An 18,351-nucleotide genomic window follows, 5' to 3' on the forward strand; every position below is an offset into this window, starting at 1 on the left:
CAGCGTGGAACTTCTCCTCGGCCTTGTTGCGCAACAGATGGTAGCGCTCGAAGGTATCGAGATCCGGCTGTGCTTCTTCCAAAAGCTCATAGGCCTGCTGGTTCAGGTCATGGGCCTGCTTGAACAGGCGCTGGTTCTGTTCGAGGGCGAATGTGCGGCAGGCGCGCAGTTCGAAGCGCTGGTGGGTGTTGTACATGACGTCGTCCCTTTTATCTTGAGTGGATGGAATGTGTCGCCACCGCCTAAGCGGGCGAGGGTCCGGCAATGCGCGTTGTCGTGCACTGGTAATAATCTGACCGGGTGGCCCTGGGACGGACTGCAAAAATAAATATCTGAAAAATCGTTGTATTGGCGCGCTTAACCCGATTGATAAATCGATTTATTAAATTGATTGCTCTCGGGGAAACCAGGAGTCCAGGGGGGCGCTATCGCTTGGGCCGCAACGGGCTCAGAGTGTCTCGTCCTGCGCCGGGTCGATGCAGTGCAAGCGTCCCGATTCGCCACCGGCGATGCGTTGAGCCTGGTCCACCCCGCGGCGCAAGGCGTGCTCCAGGCACCACTCGCTGCCGGGCAGGCGGCTCGAGCGTTCGGCTACGCACTGGCCTTGGGCGGTATATACGCACACCAGCAATTCGACGTCGCCGCCAGGCAGTTCGCGGGCCCGCACATCCATCTGGCAGCCGTTGTCCAGCATGCGCTCATGGCTCGCTTCCGGCAGGGATTGGGTTTTCCAGGCCGCATAGACTTTGCCCCTGTTCATGATGGTTACTCCTGCTTTCGGATAATCAGGTCGTCCAGTATAGGGCGGACTTGGCTGGGTGTTTAATTCGCTAATGAAAGTACCGACGGAAGGTTTGGGAAGTTGCTGTCATAGGGCTATCGATACCACTCGTCAGAGGGTGAAAAAATATTTAAACCATCGCCTGGGGAACTTATTCAAACCGTTAACCAAGCGATCCCGAGAGGATTGGAACACCTTCGAAAAATCAACAGGAGAGTCCCCATGAATGATGAAACCAAGCGCTGCGCCTGCCCTGGATGCAACATCCCGATCGACCCCCAGCAGCCCTTCGAACGCGACGGCAAGGCCTATTGTTGCGCGGCCTGCGCTGACCATCACCCCCATGGGGAGCCCTGCACCAACCTCGATTGTCACTGCGAAGACGAGGCCGCCAACGGGGGAGAGGCAGAAGGTGGTTCCATCGCCTAACCGTCGCTGCAGACCCATGCCTGAATCCGCGCCGAGCATGAAAGATATAACTAGCGAAGCGGGAAATTACTTCAACGGGTATTGAACTTGTTGATGGGTCGTAACTTGCGATGGCAAGTTCGCGCGGCTGTGCAGGAATAACATCATGGTGCGGCGTAATGTTTTACGCCGCTTGAGGCTATCAACTGTGGGGTAACTTCACAGTGCAAACTATCAATAAGTTCCTGTGGGTGGCTGCTTGCAGTCTTTTGTCCGGTTGCAATCTGATCGTGTTCAATCCCAAGGGGCAGATCGCTACCGATGAGCGCAACCTGATCATGCTGGCCACGGCGCTGATGCTGTTGGTGGTGATCCCCGCCATCGTGCTGATGTTCGTGTTCGCCTGGCGTTATCGCTCGACCAACAAGCAGGCGCGCTATTCGCCGGGCTGGGCCAGTTCCCATCGGATCGAGGCGGTGGTCTGGGGCGTGCCGCTGTTGATCATCGTGATACTGGGCATCGTCACCTGGCGCACCACTCACTCCCTGGATCCGTACAAACCCATCGCTTCCGATAATCCGCCGCTGAACGTGCAGGTGGTGGCCACCGACTGGAAATGGCTATTCATCTATCCGGACCTGGGGATCGCCTCGGTCAACGAATTGGCCTTGCCGGTGCATACCCCGGTGAGTTTCACCATCACCTCGGACGCGGCGATGACCTCGTTCTTCATTCCCGCGCTGGGCGGGCAGATCTATGCCATGGCCGGCATGCAGACCCGCCTGCACCTGATCGCCAACGAAACCGGGCAGTTCCGCGGGATCGCCGCCAACTACAACGGCCCGGGGTTCTCCGACATGCATTTCACCACCCAGGCCCAGACGCCGGCGCAATTCGAGGCCTGGGTCCAGAGAGTACGCCAGGGGCCGTTGCGCCTCGATCACCCGAGTTACGCCGTGCTGGCCCGGCCTAGTCTCGGCCATCCCATCCAGCACTACGCCAGCGTCGAACCGGGCCTGTTCCAGGCCATCGTCGACAAGTACGAAGGCATGAACAAGGCCCGTGGCAGCGCCCGCCAGGCGGCCCGCGCCGACAACCCCCTGGGCGAAGCAAGGAGTTCGGACGATGTTCGGTAAATTGACCTGGGATGCGGTGCCCACCGGCGAACCCATCATCATGTACACCCTGCTGGTGGTCGGGCTGATCGGCCTTGGGGTGCTCGGCGCCGTCACCTACCAGCGCAAGTGGGGCTACCTGTGGCGCGAATGGCTGACCACGGTGGACCACAAGAGGATCGGTGTCATGTACATCCTGGTGGCGCTGGTGATGCTGCTGCGCGGTTTTTCCGACGCCATCATGATGCGCACCCAGCAGGCGATGGCGGCCTCGGGCGGGCCGGGCTACCTGCCGCCGGAGCACTATGACCAGATCTTCACCGCCCATGGCGTGATCATGATCTTCTTCATGGCCATGCCGTTCGTGGCCGGACTGATGAACCTCGTGGTGCCGCTGCAGATCGGCGCTCGCGATGTGGCCTATCCCTTTCTCAATGCCCTGAGCTTCTGGCTGTTCGTCGCCGGCGCGGCACTGGTCAACATCTCCCTGGGCGTGGGGGAGTTCGCCCGCACCGGGTGGGTGGCCTATCCGCCGTTGTCGGAGCTGGGCTACAGCCCCGGGGTCGGGGTCGACTACTACATATGGGCCTTGCAGATCTCCGGGATAGGCACCTTGCTCACGGGGGTGAACTTCTTCGTCACCATCCTGAAGATGCGCACCACCGGCATGACCCTGTTCAAGATGCCGGTGTTCACCTGGAACTCGCTGTGTACCGCGGTGCTGATCCTGGCGGCGTTCCCGATCCTCACCGCGACCTTGCTGATGCTGTCCCTGGACCGCTACCTGGGCATGCACTTCTTCACCAACGAGGCCGGCGGCAATCCGATGATGTACGTCAACCTGATCTGGGCCTGGGGCCACCCGGAGGTGTACATCCTGATCCTGCCGGCGTTCGGCGTGTTCTCGGAGATCGCCGCGACCTTCAGCAGCAAGCGCCTGTTCGGCTACGTGTCGCTGGTCTGGGCCACCATCGCCATCACTATCTTGTCGTTCATCGTCTGGCTGCACCACTTCTTCACCATGGGTGCCGGCGGCAACGTCAACGCCTTCTTCGGCATCATGACGATGATCATCGCGGTGCCTACCGGAGTGAAGATCTTCACCTGGCTGTTCACCATGTACCGCGGCCGCGTGCGTTTCGCCACGCCCATGCTGTGGACCATGGGCTTTATCGTCACCTTCAGCATCGGCGGCATGACCGGGGTCCTGCTGGCGGTGCCGGGGGCCGACTTCATGCTGCACAACAGCCTGTTCCTGATCGCCCACTTCCATAACGTGATCATTGGCGGTGCAGTGTTCGGCTACATGGCGGGGCTGACCTACTGGTTTCCCAAGGCCTTCGGCTTCACCCTCAATGACCGCCTGGGACGCCTATCGTTCTGGTGCTGGCTGGTGGGCTTCTACTTTGCCTTCATGCCGTCCTACGTGCTGGGGTTCATGGGCATGACCCGACGCCTCAACCACTTCGACAACCCCGAGTGGCGTCCCTGGCTGATGCTCGAGCTGATCGGCGTGGGCATCATCCTCTGTGGCGTCACCTGCCAGCTCCTGCAACTGTGGGTCAGCGTGCGCAAGCGCCGGGCCAACCGCGACCGCAGCGGCGATCCCTGGGATGGCCGGACCCTGGAGTGGGCGACCACCTCGCCACCGCCGCCGTACAACTTCGCCGAGCAACCGGTGGTCGATGACCTCGATGCCTACTGGGGCATGAAGGAGCGCGGCACCAGCACCCTCAACCGTACCGACTACCGGGCCATCCACATGCCGCGCAATACCTCGGCCGGGCTGGTCATGAGCGCCTTCGGCCTGGTCTGCAGTTTCGCCTTGGTCTGGCACATCTGGTGGCTGGCGGTGGCCAGCCTGGTGGCCACGGTGGCCGCCCTGGTGGTGCGCAGCAACGATGAAGATACCGACTACTTCATTCCCGCCGACGAAGTGGCGCGGATCGAGAAGGCCCGGCTCGCAGACCTGGCGGAGGCTTGAACATGGTCAATATCGTCCTGGACAAAGACATTGCCCATTCCCATGAACAGGGGCATGAAGACGCAGGCTCTCTGCGCCTCTTCGGTTTCTGGGTTTACCTGATGACCGATTGCATCCTGTTCGCCACCCTGTTCGCCAGCTACGCGGTGCTGCGCGACAGCGTGGCTGGCGGCCCGTCGACGATGGACATCTTCGAGCTGCCCTATGTGCTGGCCGAGACGCTGTTGCTGCTCCTGAGCAGTATCACCTACGGCTTCGCCATGCTGGCCATGAACCGTGACCAGCGAACCCAGGTGTTGCGCTGGCTGGGCCTGACCGCGCTGTTGGGCCTGGGGTTCGTCGTCATGGAAATCAATGAGTTCCACCAACTGATCGGCGAAGGCCACGGGCCGGATCGCAGCGCCTTCCTCAGCGCTTTCTTCACCCTGGTGGGGACCCACGGCCTGCATGTCGCCTGCGGCCTGGTATGGATGCTGGTGTTGATGTGGCAGGTGCACGCTCGGGGCCTGGGCACCACCCAGGCCACGCGCCTGAGTTGCCTGAGCCTGTTCTGGCACTTCCTGGATGTGATCTGGATCTGCGTCTTCACCATCGTCTACCTGCTTGGAGTGGCCTGATATGTATACCCAGAGTTCCGTACGCAGCAGTGCTGGCTCCAGCCACGGCAGCCGGCGTTCCTACCTGGTCGGTTTCGCCCTGTCGCTGGTGCTGACCCTGATTCCGTTCGCGCTGGTGATGTACCCCAGCCTGCCGCGCAACGTCACGCTGTGGGCAGTGGTGGGGCTGGGGGTGATCCAGATCTTGGTCCACCTGCGCTATTTCCTGCACCTGGATACCGCTACCGAACAGCGCTGGAACCTCACCGCGCTGATTTTTTCCGCGGTGGTGATCCTCCTACTGGTAGGGCTTTCGCTGTGGATCATGAACAGCATCCACCACAACATGCTCGCCCATTGAGCATCGCCGCGCTGATGACCATGGCCTGGCAACTGGTCAAGCCGGGGATCGTGGTCGGCAACCTGATCGCGGTGCTCGGCGGCTACTTCCTCGCTTCCCGGGGGCAGTGGTACCAGCCGCGATTGCTGCTGGCCACGGCCCTGGGCACCACGCTGGTAGTGGCTGGCGGGTGTGTGTTGAACAATTGCATCGACCGCGATATCGACCGACGCATGGTCCGCACCTGTCACCGCGTCATGGCGCTGCGGGCTTGCCCCCTGGGGCTGGCCGCTGGCTATGGCGTGCTACTGGCCGGCCTGGGACTGGTGCTGCTGCAGCGTTGCAGCAACGACTTGGCCGCCGCCCTGGCGGGGCTGGGGTTGTTGTTCTACGTGGGGCTCTACAGTCTATGGTTCAAGCGGCGCTCGCTTTACGGCACGGCGGTGGGCAGCCTGGCCGGAGCGATGCCGCCGGTGATCGGCTATTGCGCGCTCAGCGCACGTTTCGACGCACCGGCCCTGTGGCTGCTGTTGATGTTCTGTTGCTGGCAGATTCCCCATGCCCATGCCATTGCCCTGTATCGCCACGACGACCTGCGTGCCGCCGGCTTGCCGATCCTGACGATGGCGCGCGGTCGGCGCCAGATCGTGATCGGCATCCTGGCTTTCGTCCTCAGCGCCATGGCCCTGGGCTTGAGCAGAGCCATGGACATGGCCTGGTTCCTGGTGATCGGTGGCTTGGGCGGCTATTGGCTGGCGGTCGCCTTGGCGCGACCAGGCCACGGCGAGGAACGGCGTTGGGCCCGGCGGATGTTCGGCTGGTCCATCGTCCTGGTCCTGGCCAGCAGCCTGATGATGTCCACGGCTCACCCGGGACTGTCGATCGATGTCGGGGGGACACCGGCCTTGGGCGGCCGAACCCCCGGGTAAGGTGTCTCAGCCACCGGCGCCGGAACCGCCGGAGCCCGCACCACCGTTGCCGCCCGAGCTACCCCCGCTTGTTCCTCCTGCATTGCCGCTGCCAGTACCGCCGCTCTCGCTGCCGCCGTGGTCGGAGCCCGGGGTGGTGCTGCTGCCATTGGCATCGCCACCGTTGCCTCCCTGGGGACCTCCGGGAAGGGCGGAGGGGGGCATGACGGAACCCGAACCACTGGCCCCGGAAGATGAAGACGAGCCACCGGTGCTCGGACTGCCGGCCGCCCAAATCGGTCCGCTGAAGGCGCAAGCCAGGCCAACCGCCATCAGGAGTTTTTTAATTGGAGTGTTCATCGAAGGTACCTCGTACTGTGTCCAGGGTCGGAGCGACCCCTACAGATTGGGAGAAGGCCCTGGAGGGCAAAGTTTGAACGACTTGCCCCAGGACTCGACGAATGGCCGGCGACTCAGGCGTCGACCGGCAAGTCCGGGTAATGCGTGGTGACCGAGGCGATCAGCCGGCGGATTCGCGGCTTGACCGACGACTGGCGATGGACCCGTTGCCAACGGCAATCGGCGATCTCGTTGGCGGGCACGGGGTGTTGTCGCTCCTCCAGGCGCGCCTGGAACACGTGGTGCAGGCAGTCGCCGTCGTGATAGCGCATCAGGTAGCGCAGGTCCCGGGCAATGATCCCGGTTTCTTCCTGCAGTTCACGCCAGCCGGCCTCGGCGGGAGTCTCGCCAGGCTCGATACGTCCACCCGGCAGGGTCCAGTCGGCTTTGGCCTTGCGTACATACAGCCATTGCCGGTCCTGGCAGCAGATCACGGTGGCGCGTTGTTTCATGCTTGCCTTCGCGAGTAGCCGTCATGGGACCAGTACGGGGCAGCACGCAGCCGCACGGCATGGCTGCGTGATGTTCGGAGCAACCACAGCGTCATTTGGCGTGCTGGGTCTGCAAGCGCTTGGCCATGTCCAGGTGCATGCGCAGTTGGGGCAGGGTGCTCTGGGCGAAAGCCTTGAGCTGGGCGTCGTCCTTGGACTGCGACTCTTTCTCGAACAGCGCCACGGTTTTTTCATGGGCCTCGACCTGGTTGTCGATATAGGCCTGGTCGAAGGACTCGTCGCGCATTTCCAGGATCATCTTCTTCGCCCGTGCGGTCAGCGAGGCTTCGTCCGGCACCTTGATGTCGAGCTTGTGGGCCAGGTTCAGCAGCTCCTGGTTGACCTTGGTATGGTCGTCCACCATCTGCTGGGCAAAGGCCTTGACGTCGGTGGCGGTGCTCTTCTCCAGCGCCAGCTTGGCGCTCTCCACCTCGTTGATGCCACCCTGGGCCGCTTCATCGACGAAGTCGCTGCTAGCGGCCGCCAGCGCCAGGCCGCAGCCACCGGCGGTCAGCAACAACGACAGCCCCAGTTGGCGCATGAGTTTGTGGTTCATAACGTTCTCCTTAGGAAGGGCACGACAAAGGTGTCGCCCTACTGTTGAGCACGGGGCAGGGCCAATGGTTTAGTTTTTTCCACTCCCTGCTCAAAGCGCGGCCACCGGGCGCAGGTATTGCGGGGCCAGCACGTTGAACCAGAACAGGATCATGCTCACCAGGATGGTCACCAGCACCAGCAGGCCCACGCCCCAGACCGAGGCCGCATACAAACGTCCGCGTTCCTGGTTCAGGTACATGAACTTCGGCAGGCCCACCAGCAGCAGGTAGCTGGCATGGGCACTGGCCGCCAGCAGGGCGGCCAGCGCCAGCCAGCGGCTGGGATAAAGGCCGCTGATGCCGGCGATGAAGTAAGGCGTGGCGGTGTAGGCGGCGAAGCCAATGCACTGGTTGAATGTCGGCCGGGCCTCGAACGAGCGCGACATCCAGCGAATGAACCCGCCCATCAGCACGGTGCCCAGCAGCGTGGTCAGGTAGAGCAGCAAGGCCAATTGCATCGCGCTGGCCAGGCTCAGGCGGACCTGCTCGGTGTCGGCCAGGCTCCAGCCGACCTGGGTCACGCCAATGAACAGGCAAAGGGCGGGAACCAGGGCCCAGAGCAGCAGATGGGGCAAGTATTGCCGGGGCTTGCGTTGTTCTTCGCAACGGATCTGGACCCAGGCCGATTCCGGCTGGGTCAGTAGCTTGACGAAGTGGGATTTCATGGGACCTCCGATACGCGAATGCCGTGTCACGACTTCTTCGCATATGGAGGCGGGCACGCATCCGGCGGTTCAAGTTTTATCCCTCAAGGCACCGGTCATCCGTGCTTGGCGCAACGCGATGGAATCTTTTGCCGCTGTGGCCGCTCTGCCTTTGAAAGGCGTACACCCTGTCGCCCCCGAATGATGCTGGTGTTGATCCAAGGAGCCTGCCATGAGTCTGCTGGAAGTTTTCCACGGTAGCCCGACGGCGTTACCCCACGATGCCCCCTTGCGGAGCCTGTACCACCAGCTGCTGGGCCCTGGCGATGCCCAGGCTCGCAGCCTGGGCCAGGAGTTCCTGGAGCGGCAATTGCAAAGTCTGGACCCGGCGGTCGAAGTGCTGCCCGGCGACCCCGGGCAACTGCTGGCCATGGTCGAGGACAATTGCCGGTCGGTCAGCCGGCAGTATGCCGACTACCTGGACCAGCGCCGGCAGGGGGCCGGGCGGCGGTTCTTCGGCAACAAGGCCCATGCCTTGTACTTCCTGCAGGGCGTGGCGCCGACCAAGCTGGTGGATGGCGCCTGGTTGCACGGGGTGTTGGCGCATTGGCGGGACTACCGCTACGACGGCCTGGTCAGCACCTACCTGGAGGAGCTGGGCGAGGGTGAGGCGGCGCAGAATCATGTGGCCTTGTACCGTAGGCTGCTGGCCGAGCAGGGCTGCGACAGCGACCCGGGCCTGAGCGACGAGCACTATCGCCAAGGGGCGATCCAGCTGGCCCTCGGCCATTGCGCCGAGTCGTTCATGCCGGAGGTGCTGGGCTACAACCTGGGATATGAACAGCTGCCCCTGCACCTGCTGATCAGCGCCTACGAGTTGAACGAGTTGGGCATCGATCCCTACTACTTCACCTTGCACGTGACCATCGACAATGCCAGCAGCGGGCATGCGCGCAAGGCCGTGCAAGCGCTGTGGGACTTGCAGCCGGTGGGCATGGAGGGTGGGGAGTTCTGGCGTCGGGTATCCCGTGGCTACCAGCTCAACGACCTGGGTCTGGGATCTGGCGCGGTGATCCAGGCATTCGACCTGGAGCGCGAGCTGGTGGCGATGCTCGAGCGCAAGCGCCTGGCGGGACGGCACATGCATGGCGATTACTGCCGCTTCGATGGCAAGAGCGTGAACCAGTGGCTGGACCAGCCGGGGCAGATCCGTGGCTTCCTGCAAGCCCTGCAGGACAAGGGCTGGATCAAGCGCAACCAGGATCCGCAGGACAGCCGCTTCTGGCAGTTGGTCCACGGGCATGGCGCGGCCATGTTCGGTGTGTTCAGCGGCTATGAAAAACAGCTGCTGCATGACTGGATCGCCGGCGACTGGGATCTCGGTCGCTACCCTTCGCCCAAGCGCCGGATCCCGTCCCATGGCCTGCCGGAGCGCAACGACCAGGATCCGGAGACCCAGGCATTGCGCCAGGCGCTGCGCGGGCAAGACGCCGGACGACAACTGCAACTGCTGTTGCCCTGGCTGGCCGCGCCCCGGCATTGCCGGCCGGCGGGATTGTTCGCCACTCGCACCTTCATCGATTTGCGCAATCGCCTGCGCTGAGCCCGGGAGCCTGCCATGAACCAACGCCCTTCATCGTTCCATCCGCCGCGCCAGGCGACCCGGCACCAGGCCGACCAAGCCTTGCTGCAACTGGGCCGGCGCCTGCAAGCGGCGGGTTATCGCTTCGTCACGCCGACCCCGGCCACGCACCAGCGGGTCAACCGGCGCCCGAGTGCCGCGTGCAGCGTCGACCTGCGTGATGTGTTCGGCTGGTCGCGGCCGTTCGCCGCCAGCCTGTTCGAGGCCACGGAGCTGGATCTGCTGTACCAGGCCGGGATCATCCAGGCCGAGGCCGGACGGCTGCATAGCACGGTACGTTGGTCCAGCCTGGACGAGCTGCTGCTGGTGCACTCGGCCTATCCGACCGATGAGGCCGAGGCGGTATTCCTCGGCCCGGATACCTACCGTTTCGCGCGCCTGATCGAAGCCTGCCTGCAACAGCGTTTCAGTGCCGTGCGGCGGGTGGCCGACATTGGCTGCGGCACCGGAGCGGGCGCCCTGCTGGTGGCGCGTGCCCGACCCGAGGCCCAGGTGCTGGCCCTGGATATCAATCCTCGGGCCTTGGCTTTCTGCGCGATCAATGCCGAACTGGCCGGGGCCGGCAATGTGAGCGTCTATCACAGCGATGTGCTGGAAGGGGTCGAGGGTGGCTTCGACCTGATCCTGGCCAATCCGCCCTATATGAAAGACCCGCGCCAGCGTGCCTACCGCCATGGCGGCGGCGCCCTGGGCGAGCAACTGTCGTTGCGCATCCTGGCCCAGGCGCTGCCGCGCCTGGAGCCACAGGGCACCTTGTTGTTGTACACCGGGGTGGCGATGGTCGGCGGTCACGATCCGTTCCTGGACGCCGCCCGTGCGCTGTTGCAAGGTGAGCGCTACGGCTGGACCTACCAGGAACTGGATCCCGATGTGTTCGGCGAGGAGCTGGAACAGCCCGGCTATGAACAGGTCGAGCGCATTGCCGTGGTGGCCCTGACCGTCACCCGGCTGGCCTGAGGCGAGCACGGCATGAGCGCATTCGACCCTGGCCAACCGCAATGCCTGGGCATCGAAGAGGAGTACCTGATCACCGATCTTCAGAGTCGTCGCATGGTTGCCGAGCCACCGCCTGAGGTACTGCGTGACTGCCGCGAAGTCCTTGGCCAGAACTTTGCCCACGAGATGTTCCAGGGCCAGATCGAAGTTGCCTCGCCGGTGTTCGAACACAGCGCCCAGGCTGGCGCCTACCTGGGCCGGGTACGCTCGGCCCTGGACCAGGCCCTGGCCGCCCACGGCCTGGGGTTCGTCTGCGCCGGCAGCCATCCGCTGGCCACCTGGCACGAACAACGGGCCACCGCTCAGGAGCACTTTCGGCAGCTGTTCGACGAGTTCGCCCTGGTGGCCCGGCGCAGCGTGCTCAGTGGCCTGCATGTACATGCCCAGGTGCCGGCAGCGGTGGACCGGATCGCGGTGATGAACGAAGTCTTGCCCTGGACGCCGTTGTTGCTGGCGCTGAGCCTGTCCTCGCCATTCTGGCATGGCCACGACAGCGGCTATCTCAGCTACCGCCAGGTGGCCTGCGATGAATGGCCACGCATGGGTATCCCCGAATACCTGCAAGATCACCGGGCCTATGACGACTACCTGCGGTTACTGCGCGGCATCGGCGCGCTGGGGGCCGAAGATAACGCCTGGTGGGGCATTCGCCCGGCGTTGCGCTACCCGACCCTGGAGCTGCGCATGACCGATGCCTGCCCACGGGTGGCGGACGCCCAGACCCTCGCCGGACTGTTCGCGGTGATGGTCCGGCATGCCTGCCTGTTGCCCGCAGTGGGCCGTCAATACACCCAGGCCCGGCGCTGGCTGCTCAAGGAGAACCGTGTCCAGGCCCGGCGCCGGGGAGCGCAGGGCCGCTATGTCATGAGCCCGGAGCAGGCGCCGATGGACCTCGGGCAATGGCTGGACCTGGCCGAACAGGTGTTTGGTGCCACGGCGCAAGCCCTGGGCGAAGAGCCGCTGTTCGAACGCGCCCGTCAGCTGTTGCGTGAGGGGTGCAGTGCCGAACGCCAGTTGCGCTGCCATGGCACCCAACCCGAGGAAGCGGACCGCGCGGCGCGCTGTCGGGCGGTGGTCGACCTGCTGCTGCAGGAAAGCCGCGATCCAGGACCGGAAACGATCCATGCCCCATGAACGAAGGAAAGCCAATATGAATGCCGCACCCGCCGTATCGCCCACCGAGGCGCCGCAAGCCTGCCCGGAGCTGCTCCAGCGCCTGCTGCTGGCTCGCGGTCCGGGGGGCCAGGAAGACGAAGTCCGGGCTATCTGCGTCGAGCACCTGCGGCGCTATTGCGACGAAACCCGGATCGACGCGGCGGGCAACGTCATCGGCCGGTTCGCCGGCCACGGCGCGCCATGTGCCGGATCGGGAATCTGCGTGATGGCGCACATGGACGAGATCGCCATGGTGGTCAAGCGGGTCATGCCTGACGGCACCCTGCAGGTGGTGGCCCTGGGCGGCGCCAACCCGGTGAACTTCGGCATGTGCCCGCTGGACATCCTCGGCGACCAGGCGATCCTGCCGGGTGTGTTGTCCTTCGGTTCGATGCATGCCACGCCGGGCTCGCCCCAGGGCAGGGATGTGGTTTCGGGCAACGTGCACTGGAGCGATGTGCACGTCATTACCCGCAGCTCCCCGCAGCAGCTGCGCGCCCAGGGCGTGCGGCCGGGCACGCGGGTGGTCCTGAGCCGGCACTGGCGCAGCCCCTGGCGCGTGGGGGATGCCATCGCCGCGCATTTCATGGACGACCGGGCGCCGCTGGCGGCGGTGCTGGAATGTGCACGGTTGCTCGCCGACCGGCGCGGGCGACTGGAACAGGAGGTGTACCTGGTGCTGACTACTTGCGAGGAGGAATCCAACGCCGGGGCCATGTACGCCGCCGCGCACCTGCCATGCGATACCAGCATCGCGGTGGAGGTCGGCCCGGTGCTTGAAGAGTACGCGACGCGGTTGAGCCTGGATCCGATCGTCAATACCGGTGATGAGAAAGGCTACTACAGCCGCTCGGTGGTCACGGGCTTGGCCGATGCCGCGCAGCGTTGCGGGTTGACGCCGCAGTATGCCTTGCTGGTGGACTTCGCCTCCGATGCCAGCGCGGTGCTCAGCAGCGGCCTGTGCGGGCGAGCGGGGTGCCTGGGGATCGCCACCGAGAACACCCATGGCTATGAGCTGGTCCTGGATGGCGCCATCGACGCTTGCGCCCGCACCCTGGCCGAATACCTGGAGCCGCGTGCCTAGCCGCGCCCCTTGCCGATCCGCCTGACCCGGTACTGGCGAGCCTTATCCAGGTCGCTTGGCGGTCTCGCGTTGCCGGGCATTCTTGCCCAGCCCGCGCAGGTTCATCAGCCCCAGGCAGCACTGCAGGATCACCAGGGCGTAGGCATGGGCATACAGGCCCCAGGCGATCCACAGCAGGTTGCTGAGCATGAAGCAGATGAAACCGGTCATTCGGCGTCCGGGGCGCAGCGAGCCGATCAGCCAGGCCGCGAGCACCGTCACCAGCATGGCCGGCCATTGCAGTGCATCCAGGTAGTCCATGCGTCGCTCTCCGCGCAGCGCCAGGTGGGGTGATAGAGGTTGCCGCTTGCAGTCGCGGTACTGCAGTCGACCATTGCCCGGCCTGGAAGATTCGCTATTTCACAGCCAGGTCCGCCGGGGTGCATGAATGAAAGATTCAGTGAACCCTGGACATGTGCCTCGAGCCTAAAGAAGCATCAACCCGGAGGTGCATCATGCTCGCAAGTTATCTATGGATCGGCCTGTGCGCGATCCTCGTATTGCTCGATCTATGGGCCATCAACAGCGTATGGCGCAGCGACAATTCCTCGGGCAGCAAGGCCTTGTGGACAGCCCTGGTGGTACTGCTGCCCGTGCTGGGGCTGGTGCTGTGGGGCGTGCTCGGGCCGCGGGGCGTGACCCAGGGGCCGTCCTCGCCCGAGCACAGCAAGGGCTAGGCCGACCATTGATCCGCTGCCCGCCGCAGGCGAAGGAACCCCAACCCGCTTTGCTGCCCCCTAACGCCTAGAGTCCCCGGCATCCAGGTCGGGGCCAGGAGGAAATCCGATGCGTGCCATGACTTACCAGGGCGCTCACAAGGTGACGGTGCACACCTTGCCCGATCCCTGTATCGAGCAGCCCGACGACATCATCTTGCGAGTCACTGCGACGGCCATCTGTGGCTCCGACCTGCACCTGTACCGAGGCAAGATCCCCACGGTGGAACATGGCGATGTGTTCGGCCACGAGTTCATGGGCATAGTCGAGGAGGTCGGGCCGGCGGTGACCCGGGTGCGGCGTGGCGACCGGGTGGTGATCCCGTTCGTGATCGCCTGCGGCGACTGCTTCTTCTGCCAGCACCAGTTGTATGCGGCATGCGAGACCACCAACGATGGCCGCGGTGCGATCCTCAACAAGAAAGCCATCCCGCCGGGAGCCGCGTTGTTTGGCTACAGCCGCTTGTACGGTGGTGTTCCGGGCGGCCAGGCGGAGTTGGTACGGGTGCCCAAGGCCAATACCGGGCCATTCCAGGTGCCTGGGACCCTGGCGGATGAACAAGTGCTGTTTCTCTCGGACATCTTGCCCACGGCCTGGCAGGCGGTGGGCAATGCCGCCGTCGGCGAGGGCAGCAGCCTGGCGATCTACGGGGCAGGGCCGGTAGGCCTGCTGTGCGCGGCCTGCGCCAGGATGCTGGGGGTCGAGCGGATCTTCATGGTCGACCAGCATGCCTATCGCTTGGAATACGCCCGGCGTACCTATGGGATCATTCCGATCAACTTCGGCGAAGACGACGATCCGGCCGATACCATCATCCGCCAGACCGCGGGCATGCGCGGTGTCGATGGCGTCATCGACGCCGTGGGCTTCGAGGCCAAGGGCAGCACCACCGAAACCGTGTTGTCCACGCTCAAGCTCGAGGGCAGCAGCGGCAAGGCCTTGCGCCAGTGCATCGCCGCCGTGCGCCGTGGAGGCGTGGTCAGCGTGGCCGGGGTCTATGCCGGTTTCATCCACGGCTTCCTGTTCGGTGATGCCTTCGACAAGGGACTGGTGTTCAAGATGGGCCAGACCCATGTGCAACGTTACCTGCCCGAGCTGCTCGAACATATCGAGCGCGGTCGCCTGCGGCCCGAGGTGATCATCACCCATCGGCTCTCCCTGGAGCAGGCGGCGCTGGGCTACGAACTGTTCGATAAGGGCCAGGACGAGTGCCGCAAGGTGGTGCTGGTGCCGGGACTGGAGCAACGCCCTGTGCCCGAGCCACTGCCGGGGGCCGCGGCGCTGGTGGTCTGAGGGCCGCCGCTGGCGGTCATGGAGGCGTGCGTGGAACAGGATGAGTTGCAGAGCCGGCAGCAGCCGGTTCGCGAGTACATGGGGCTGCAGCGCAAGGTCTGGCGCCTGGAGCGCCTGGGCTGGTACGTGCTGGTGGTAACGGTGTTGCTGACCCTGGGCGGGCTGTTCTCCAAGGGGCCACTGAGCTCGCGCCAGTTGCACAGCGCCGACGGCAGGTTACAGGTGCATTACCAGGCGTTGCTACGTGGCGGCTCCGCGGCCAGCCTGGTGGTGCACATGCGTGGCAGCGCCGGCCAGCCCCTTGAGCTGGAGGTGGGTGGGGAGTTGCTGCAGGGTTTCAGCGTCGAGAGCCTGCTGCCCCAGCCACTCAAGGCCAGTGCGGTGGGACAGGGCCTCAGGCTCTGGCTACTGGCGGATGCCGACGGCCGCGCTTCGTTGCACTTGAGGCTGCGCAGCGAAGGCGCGGGGCGGTATGCGACCCGGGTCGCCCTGGCAGCGGGGCCGGCCCTGACTTTCGAGCAATTCATTTATCCCTAGGTGGTCTCATGGACTCGGTATGGCGGGCGGCGGCGATCTACCTGGCATTGATGGTGCTGTTCAAGATCGCCGGCAGGCGTTCGCTGGCCGAATTGACCACCTTCGACCTGGTGTTGCTGATGGTGATTGGCGAGGCGACCCAGCAGGCGCTGCTGGGAGAAGACTTTTCCCTGACCAACGCGGTCCTGGTGATCGTCACGCTGATCGCCATCGATGTCGGTCTGTCACTGGCCAAGCGGCGCTGGAGCTGGTTTTCCCGGGTGATCGACGGCGGGCCCACGGTGCTGGTGGAAAACGGCAGGCTGTTGCGCCAGCGCATGCGCCAGGCGCGGCTCGTGGAAGAGGACATCCTCGAAGCGGCCCGCTCCAGCCAGGGCGTACTGGAGATCGGGCACATCCGCTATGCGATCCTGGAGCGCAACGGCAAGATCTCGATCATTCCCTATCCTTGATGGCGTCGCAGGCTTGCTGGGCCTAGAGGATCGACTTGCCGCCGGTGACGCCCACCCGCGAGCCGGAGATGTAGCTGGCCTCGTCGCTCGCCAGCAGGACATAGATGGGCGCCACCTCCACTGGCTGGCCCGGACGGCCCAGGGGCGTCTGCTCGCCGAAGTGGCTGACCGCCTCTGGCGGCATGGTGGAGACGATCAGCGGCGTCCAGATGGGGCCGGGGGCGACGCTGTTGACCCGAATGCCACTGGCGCCCAGCAGTTGCGCCAACCCGGCGGTGAAGTTGGCGATGGCGCCCTTGGTGGTGGCATAGGGCAGCAGAGTCGGTTTGGGGGCGTCGGAGTTGATTGAGCTGGTATTGATGATCGAGCTGCCGGGTGCCATGTGCGGCACCGCGGCCTGGCAGATGCGAAACATCGCGGTGATGTTGATATCGAAGGTCCGTACCCATTCTTCATCGGTGATATCCGCCAGTTCATGGTGGGTCATCTGGTAGGCGGCATTGTTTACCAGGATATCGATGCGCCCGAACTGCTCCACGGTCCTGGCGACGATGTCGTGGCATTGCTGCCTGCCTGCCAGGTCGCCCGGCAGCAGCAGGTATTGGCGCCCGGCCTGCTCCACCCAGCGCGCGGTCTCGCGGGCGTCGTCGTGCTCGTCCAGGTAGGCCAGCGCCACATCGGCGCCTTCCCGGGCGAAGGCAATGGCCACTGCCCGGCCGATGCCGCTGTCGGCCCCGGTGACCAGGGCGATCTTGCCGGCCAGGCGGCCCGAGCCCTGGTAGCTTTGTTCGCCACAATCAGGGTAGGGCTCCATGGCCCCTTGGGCTCCGGGAACCGCTTGCTGCTGGGCGGGAAAAGGTGGTCTTGGATAGGATTTCATGGGCATCTCCGCAGCTGGCGACCAGGTCCGGCTGCCCCGGGGCTCATGCCAAGGGCAGCCAGGCGCTGGGCGAGGCATTCAAATAGGGGTTAGTGAGTGCAGGTCACGCCCTGCAACAGGGTGCTGTTGGCCCCGTGGTCGTGGGCCCGGGTTATGTTGGCCAGGGACACGACACCGACCAGGCGCTTGTCGCGATTGACCACCGGCAGGCGCCGTAGCTGGATGTCGGCCATGTTGCGGGCCACATCCTCTACGTCCTGGTCCTCGTAGCAGTAGCGGATGTCGCCGCTCATGATCAGGCTGACCGGAGTGTCGCAGGGCATTCCCTGGGCCACTGCGCGCACGGCGATGTCACGGTCGGTGACCATGCCCACCAGGCGATCCTGGCTGCTGACCAGGATCGCCCCGCAATCGATGTTGGCCATCAGGCTGGCGACTTCGCGCAAGCTGTGGTCCGGGCTGGTGGTCTGGACGTCGCGGGTCATGATTTCAAGGATTTTCATCGACTTCTCCCGATACGCAGCGGGCTGTTCGACCCGCATGAGAAAAAAGAGGCGGGGCCGTGGCCCCGCCCGTCGGGCACTCAACTGCGGCCGCCACCGCCGCTGCGTCGACTGCCCTGCTTGCCGGCGCCGGACGCCTTGTGCCGGTCGCCGGTGCTGTGGCCCCCCGAGGCCTGTCCGCCTTTCCTGCCTGCTTCGGAGGCTTTTTCCCGATCATTGGCAAAGTTTCCAGGATTGGGATGTCCGGTATTAGCCATGGTTGAAGACCTCTTGCTAATGGAAAGTTATGCCCGTAATCAAACCGGGCATTTATTGGGAGGTCGGTGGTTTTTAAAAGGTCGAAATGATTGGGTGGGCGGCGACGAATGGTTTTGGGCCAGTACAAGCAACTTCAGCCCAGGGCAAGTTCATCTTCAGGCCTATATGCAAGCGGCGCTAAAGTTCATTATTCGTCTAATGTCCCGGTCGACACCTGGCTGGCATTTGAACAATGCGAGCAAAAAGTTTTCAAACTTGTTGGGGGAATCTTGTATCGAGTAACGCAATGCATCCAATACAGGAGATCGAAGATGAAAGATCGAAGCGCAACTCGTTCCCAGGCCTCGAGTGGCAAGAGCCAAGGCCTGGTTGAACAGGACCCGGGACCGGGCTTGAGCGACGACCAGCGGGTCTGCCGCGAGGACCAACGGCGGGCGCAACCAGGACCTCGGGTCGAGCCCGGCCCTGCGGACCGGGAACGCCTCAAGCCTTGATCAGGCCCAGCCCCAGCAGCAGTTTGCCATTATCCAACC

At 64.2% G+C, this 18,351-nt stretch carries 25 protein-coding genes and 1 pseudogene; 16 read left to right on the forward strand and 10 right to left on the reverse strand.

Annotation, left to right across the window (positions count from 1 at the left end; translation table 11 throughout):
- Window positions 1-196, reverse strand: a pseudogene (locus tag ACK6AU_RS27765) (hypothetical protein); the annotation flags it as partial.
- Window positions 197-448: 252 nt separating this feature from the next.
- Window positions 449-760 (reverse strand): hypothetical protein, encoded by a 312-nt coding sequence (locus tag ACK6AU_RS27770; protein WP_221775391.1) that lies wholly within the window; start codon window positions 758-760, stop codon window positions 449-451.
- A 243-nt stretch (window positions 761-1,003) separates the two neighbouring features.
- On the opposite strand from ACK6AU_RS27770, the gene ACK6AU_RS27775 reads away from it, so the two are divergent.
- The 6 genes from ACK6AU_RS27775 to cyoE all read left to right on the forward strand — a co-directional run bounded on the left by ACK6AU_RS27775 (window position 1,004) and on the right by cyoE (window position 6,153).
- On the forward strand, window positions 1,004-1,210 hold the full coding sequence (locus ACK6AU_RS27775) for a metallothionein (RefSeq protein WP_185701396.1): 207 nt from the start codon (window positions 1,004-1,006) through the stop codon (window positions 1,208-1,210).
- Between the two features lie 203 nt (window positions 1,211-1,413).
- Window positions 1,414-2,325, forward strand: coding sequence for a ubiquinol oxidase subunit II (cyoA, locus tag ACK6AU_RS27780; RefSeq protein ID WP_409302714.1), 912 nt, complete (start codon window positions 1,414-1,416; stop codon window positions 2,323-2,325).
- Window positions 2,315-4,288: a cytochrome o ubiquinol oxidase subunit I gene (gene cyoB, locus ACK6AU_RS27785; RefSeq protein ID WP_409302716.1), complete on the forward strand. Its 1,974-nt coding sequence runs from the start codon at window positions 2,315-2,317 to the stop codon at window positions 4,286-4,288. Before cyoA ends, cyoB begins: the two co-directional genes overlap by 11 nt.
- Window positions 4,289-4,290: 2 nt before the next feature.
- Window positions 4,291-4,905: a cytochrome o ubiquinol oxidase subunit III gene (cyoC, locus tag ACK6AU_RS27790; RefSeq protein WP_409302718.1), complete on the forward strand. Its 615-nt coding sequence runs from the start codon at window positions 4,291-4,293 to the stop codon at window positions 4,903-4,905.
- A 1-nt stretch (window position 4,906) separates the two neighbouring features.
- Window positions 4,907-5,245, forward strand: a complete 339-nt coding sequence (cyoD, locus tag ACK6AU_RS27795) for a cytochrome o ubiquinol oxidase subunit IV (RefSeq protein ID WP_185701400.1) — start codon at window positions 4,907-4,909, stop codon at window positions 5,243-5,245.
- Window positions 5,246-5,259: 14 nt separating this feature from the next.
- The gene (gene cyoE / locus ACK6AU_RS27800; RefSeq protein WP_409302742.1) at window positions 5,260-6,153 is read left to right on the forward strand and encodes a heme o synthase; all 894 of its coding nucleotides are present in this window, start codon (window positions 5,260-5,262) and stop codon (window positions 6,151-6,153) included.
- Between the two features lie 6 nt (window positions 6,154-6,159).
- Here the strand turns inward: cyoE and ACK6AU_RS27805 are convergent, their stop codons facing one another.
- From ACK6AU_RS27805 to ACK6AU_RS27820, 4 genes are all read right to left on the reverse strand, one after another.
- A complete protein-coding gene (locus ACK6AU_RS27805) occupies window positions 6,160-6,492 on the reverse strand; it encodes a hypothetical protein (protein WP_409302720.1) in 333 nt (110 codons plus the stop codon).
- 113 nt (window positions 6,493-6,605) lie between these two features.
- On the reverse strand, window positions 6,606-6,983 hold the full coding sequence (locus tag ACK6AU_RS27810; protein ID WP_185701402.1) for an NUDIX hydrolase: 378 nt from the start codon (window positions 6,981-6,983) through the stop codon (window positions 6,606-6,608).
- 91 nt (window positions 6,984-7,074) lie between these two features.
- The gene (locus ACK6AU_RS27815) at window positions 7,075-7,578 is read right to left on the reverse strand and encodes a DUF4142 domain-containing protein (RefSeq protein ID WP_409302722.1); all 504 of its coding nucleotides are present in this window, start codon (window positions 7,576-7,578) and stop codon (window positions 7,075-7,077) included.
- A 90-nt stretch (window positions 7,579-7,668) separates the two neighbouring features.
- Entirely contained in the window at window positions 7,669-8,283 is a 615-nt protein-coding gene (locus tag ACK6AU_RS27820) for a Yip1 family protein (RefSeq protein WP_409302724.1), read from the reverse strand.
- Between the two features lie 211 nt (window positions 8,284-8,494).
- Here ACK6AU_RS27820 and ACK6AU_RS27825 point away from each other — a divergent pair, with 211 nt between their 5' ends.
- From ACK6AU_RS27825 to ACK6AU_RS27840, 4 genes are read left to right on the forward strand one after another with little or no spacing between them, the layout of a single operon-like run.
- Window positions 8,495-9,865: an iron-containing redox enzyme family protein gene (locus ACK6AU_RS27825; protein WP_409302726.1), complete on the forward strand. Its 1,371-nt coding sequence runs from the start codon at window positions 8,495-8,497 to the stop codon at window positions 9,863-9,865.
- 15 nt (window positions 9,866-9,880) lie between these two features.
- Window positions 9,881-10,861 carry a methyltransferase gene (locus tag ACK6AU_RS27830; RefSeq protein WP_409302728.1) on the forward strand — a complete coding sequence of 327 codons (981 nt, stop codon included), beginning with the start codon at window positions 9,881-9,883 and terminating at the stop codon, window positions 10,859-10,861.
- A gap of 12 nt (window positions 10,862-10,873) precedes the next feature.
- Window positions 10,874-12,034, forward strand: coding sequence for a carboxylate-amine ligase (locus tag ACK6AU_RS27835; RefSeq protein ID WP_409302730.1), 1,161 nt, complete (start codon window positions 10,874-10,876; stop codon window positions 12,032-12,034).
- 16 nt (window positions 12,035-12,050) lie between these two features.
- Window positions 12,051-13,139, forward strand: coding sequence for a M28 family peptidase (locus tag ACK6AU_RS27840; protein ID WP_409302732.1), 1,089 nt, complete (start codon window positions 12,051-12,053; stop codon window positions 13,137-13,139).
- Between the two features lie 42 nt (window positions 13,140-13,181).
- Here ACK6AU_RS27840 and ACK6AU_RS27845 read toward each other — a convergent pair whose 3' ends face one another.
- Window positions 13,182-13,439: a hypothetical protein gene (locus ACK6AU_RS27845; protein ID WP_185701409.1), complete on the reverse strand. Its 258-nt coding sequence runs from the start codon at window positions 13,437-13,439 to the stop codon at window positions 13,182-13,184.
- 194 nt (window positions 13,440-13,633) lie between these two features.
- Between ACK6AU_RS27845 and ACK6AU_RS27850 the strand changes: the two genes are divergently transcribed.
- From ACK6AU_RS27850 to ACK6AU_RS27865, 4 genes are all read left to right on the forward strand, one after another.
- Window positions 13,634-13,855, forward strand: a complete 222-nt coding sequence (locus ACK6AU_RS27850; RefSeq protein ID WP_185701410.1) for a PLDc N-terminal domain-containing protein — start codon at window positions 13,634-13,636, stop codon at window positions 13,853-13,855.
- Window positions 13,856-13,964: 109 nt separating this feature from the next.
- Complete coding sequence (locus ACK6AU_RS27855; RefSeq protein ID WP_409302735.1) at window positions 13,965-15,188, forward strand: zinc-dependent alcohol dehydrogenase; 1,224 nt, start codon at window positions 13,965-13,967, stop codon at window positions 15,186-15,188.
- Window positions 15,189-15,266: 78 nt separating this feature from the next.
- Window positions 15,267-15,725, forward strand: coding sequence for a hypothetical protein (locus ACK6AU_RS27860; RefSeq protein ID WP_409302744.1), 459 nt, complete (start codon window positions 15,267-15,269; stop codon window positions 15,723-15,725).
- An 8-nt stretch (window positions 15,726-15,733) separates the two neighbouring features.
- Complete coding sequence (locus ACK6AU_RS27865) at window positions 15,734-16,177, forward strand: DUF421 domain-containing protein (RefSeq protein WP_185701413.1); 444 nt, start codon at window positions 15,734-15,736, stop codon at window positions 16,175-16,177.
- A 22-nt stretch (window positions 16,178-16,199) separates the two neighbouring features.
- Here the strand turns inward: ACK6AU_RS27865 and ACK6AU_RS27870 are convergent, their stop codons facing one another.
- The 3 genes from ACK6AU_RS27870 to ACK6AU_RS27880 form a co-directional block, all read right to left on the reverse strand.
- Window positions 16,200-17,057, reverse strand: a complete 858-nt coding sequence (locus ACK6AU_RS27870; protein ID WP_409302737.1) for an SDR family oxidoreductase — start codon at window positions 17,055-17,057, stop codon at window positions 16,200-16,202.
- 89 nt (window positions 17,058-17,146) lie between these two features.
- The gene (locus tag ACK6AU_RS27875; RefSeq protein WP_185701415.1) at window positions 17,147-17,560 is read right to left on the reverse strand and encodes a CBS domain-containing protein; all 414 of its coding nucleotides are present in this window, start codon (window positions 17,558-17,560) and stop codon (window positions 17,147-17,149) included.
- A gap of 80 nt (window positions 17,561-17,640) precedes the next feature.
- Window positions 17,641-17,817, reverse strand: a complete 177-nt coding sequence (locus ACK6AU_RS27880) for a general stress protein (RefSeq protein ID WP_185701416.1) — start codon at window positions 17,815-17,817, stop codon at window positions 17,641-17,643.
- On the opposite strand from ACK6AU_RS27880, the gene ACK6AU_RS27885 reads away from it, so the two are divergent.
- Window positions 17,816-18,100, forward strand: coding sequence for a hypothetical protein (locus ACK6AU_RS27885; RefSeq protein ID WP_409302740.1), 285 nt, complete (start codon window positions 17,816-17,818; stop codon window positions 18,098-18,100). The two genes, ACK6AU_RS27880 and ACK6AU_RS27885, sit on opposite strands and share 2 nt — an antisense overlap.
- 29 nt (window positions 18,101-18,129) lie before the next feature.
- Complete coding sequence (locus ACK6AU_RS27890) at window positions 18,130-18,312, forward strand: hypothetical protein (protein ID WP_185701418.1); 183 nt, start codon at window positions 18,130-18,132, stop codon at window positions 18,310-18,312.
- The last annotated feature ends 39 nt before the right edge of the window (window positions 18,313-18,351 follow it).

It is taken from the genome of Pseudomonas sp. KCJK8993 (genome assembly GCF_046230915.1).
Classification (GTDB): Bacteria; Pseudomonadota; Gammaproteobacteria; order Pseudomonadales; family Pseudomonadaceae; genus Aquipseudomonas; species Aquipseudomonas piscis.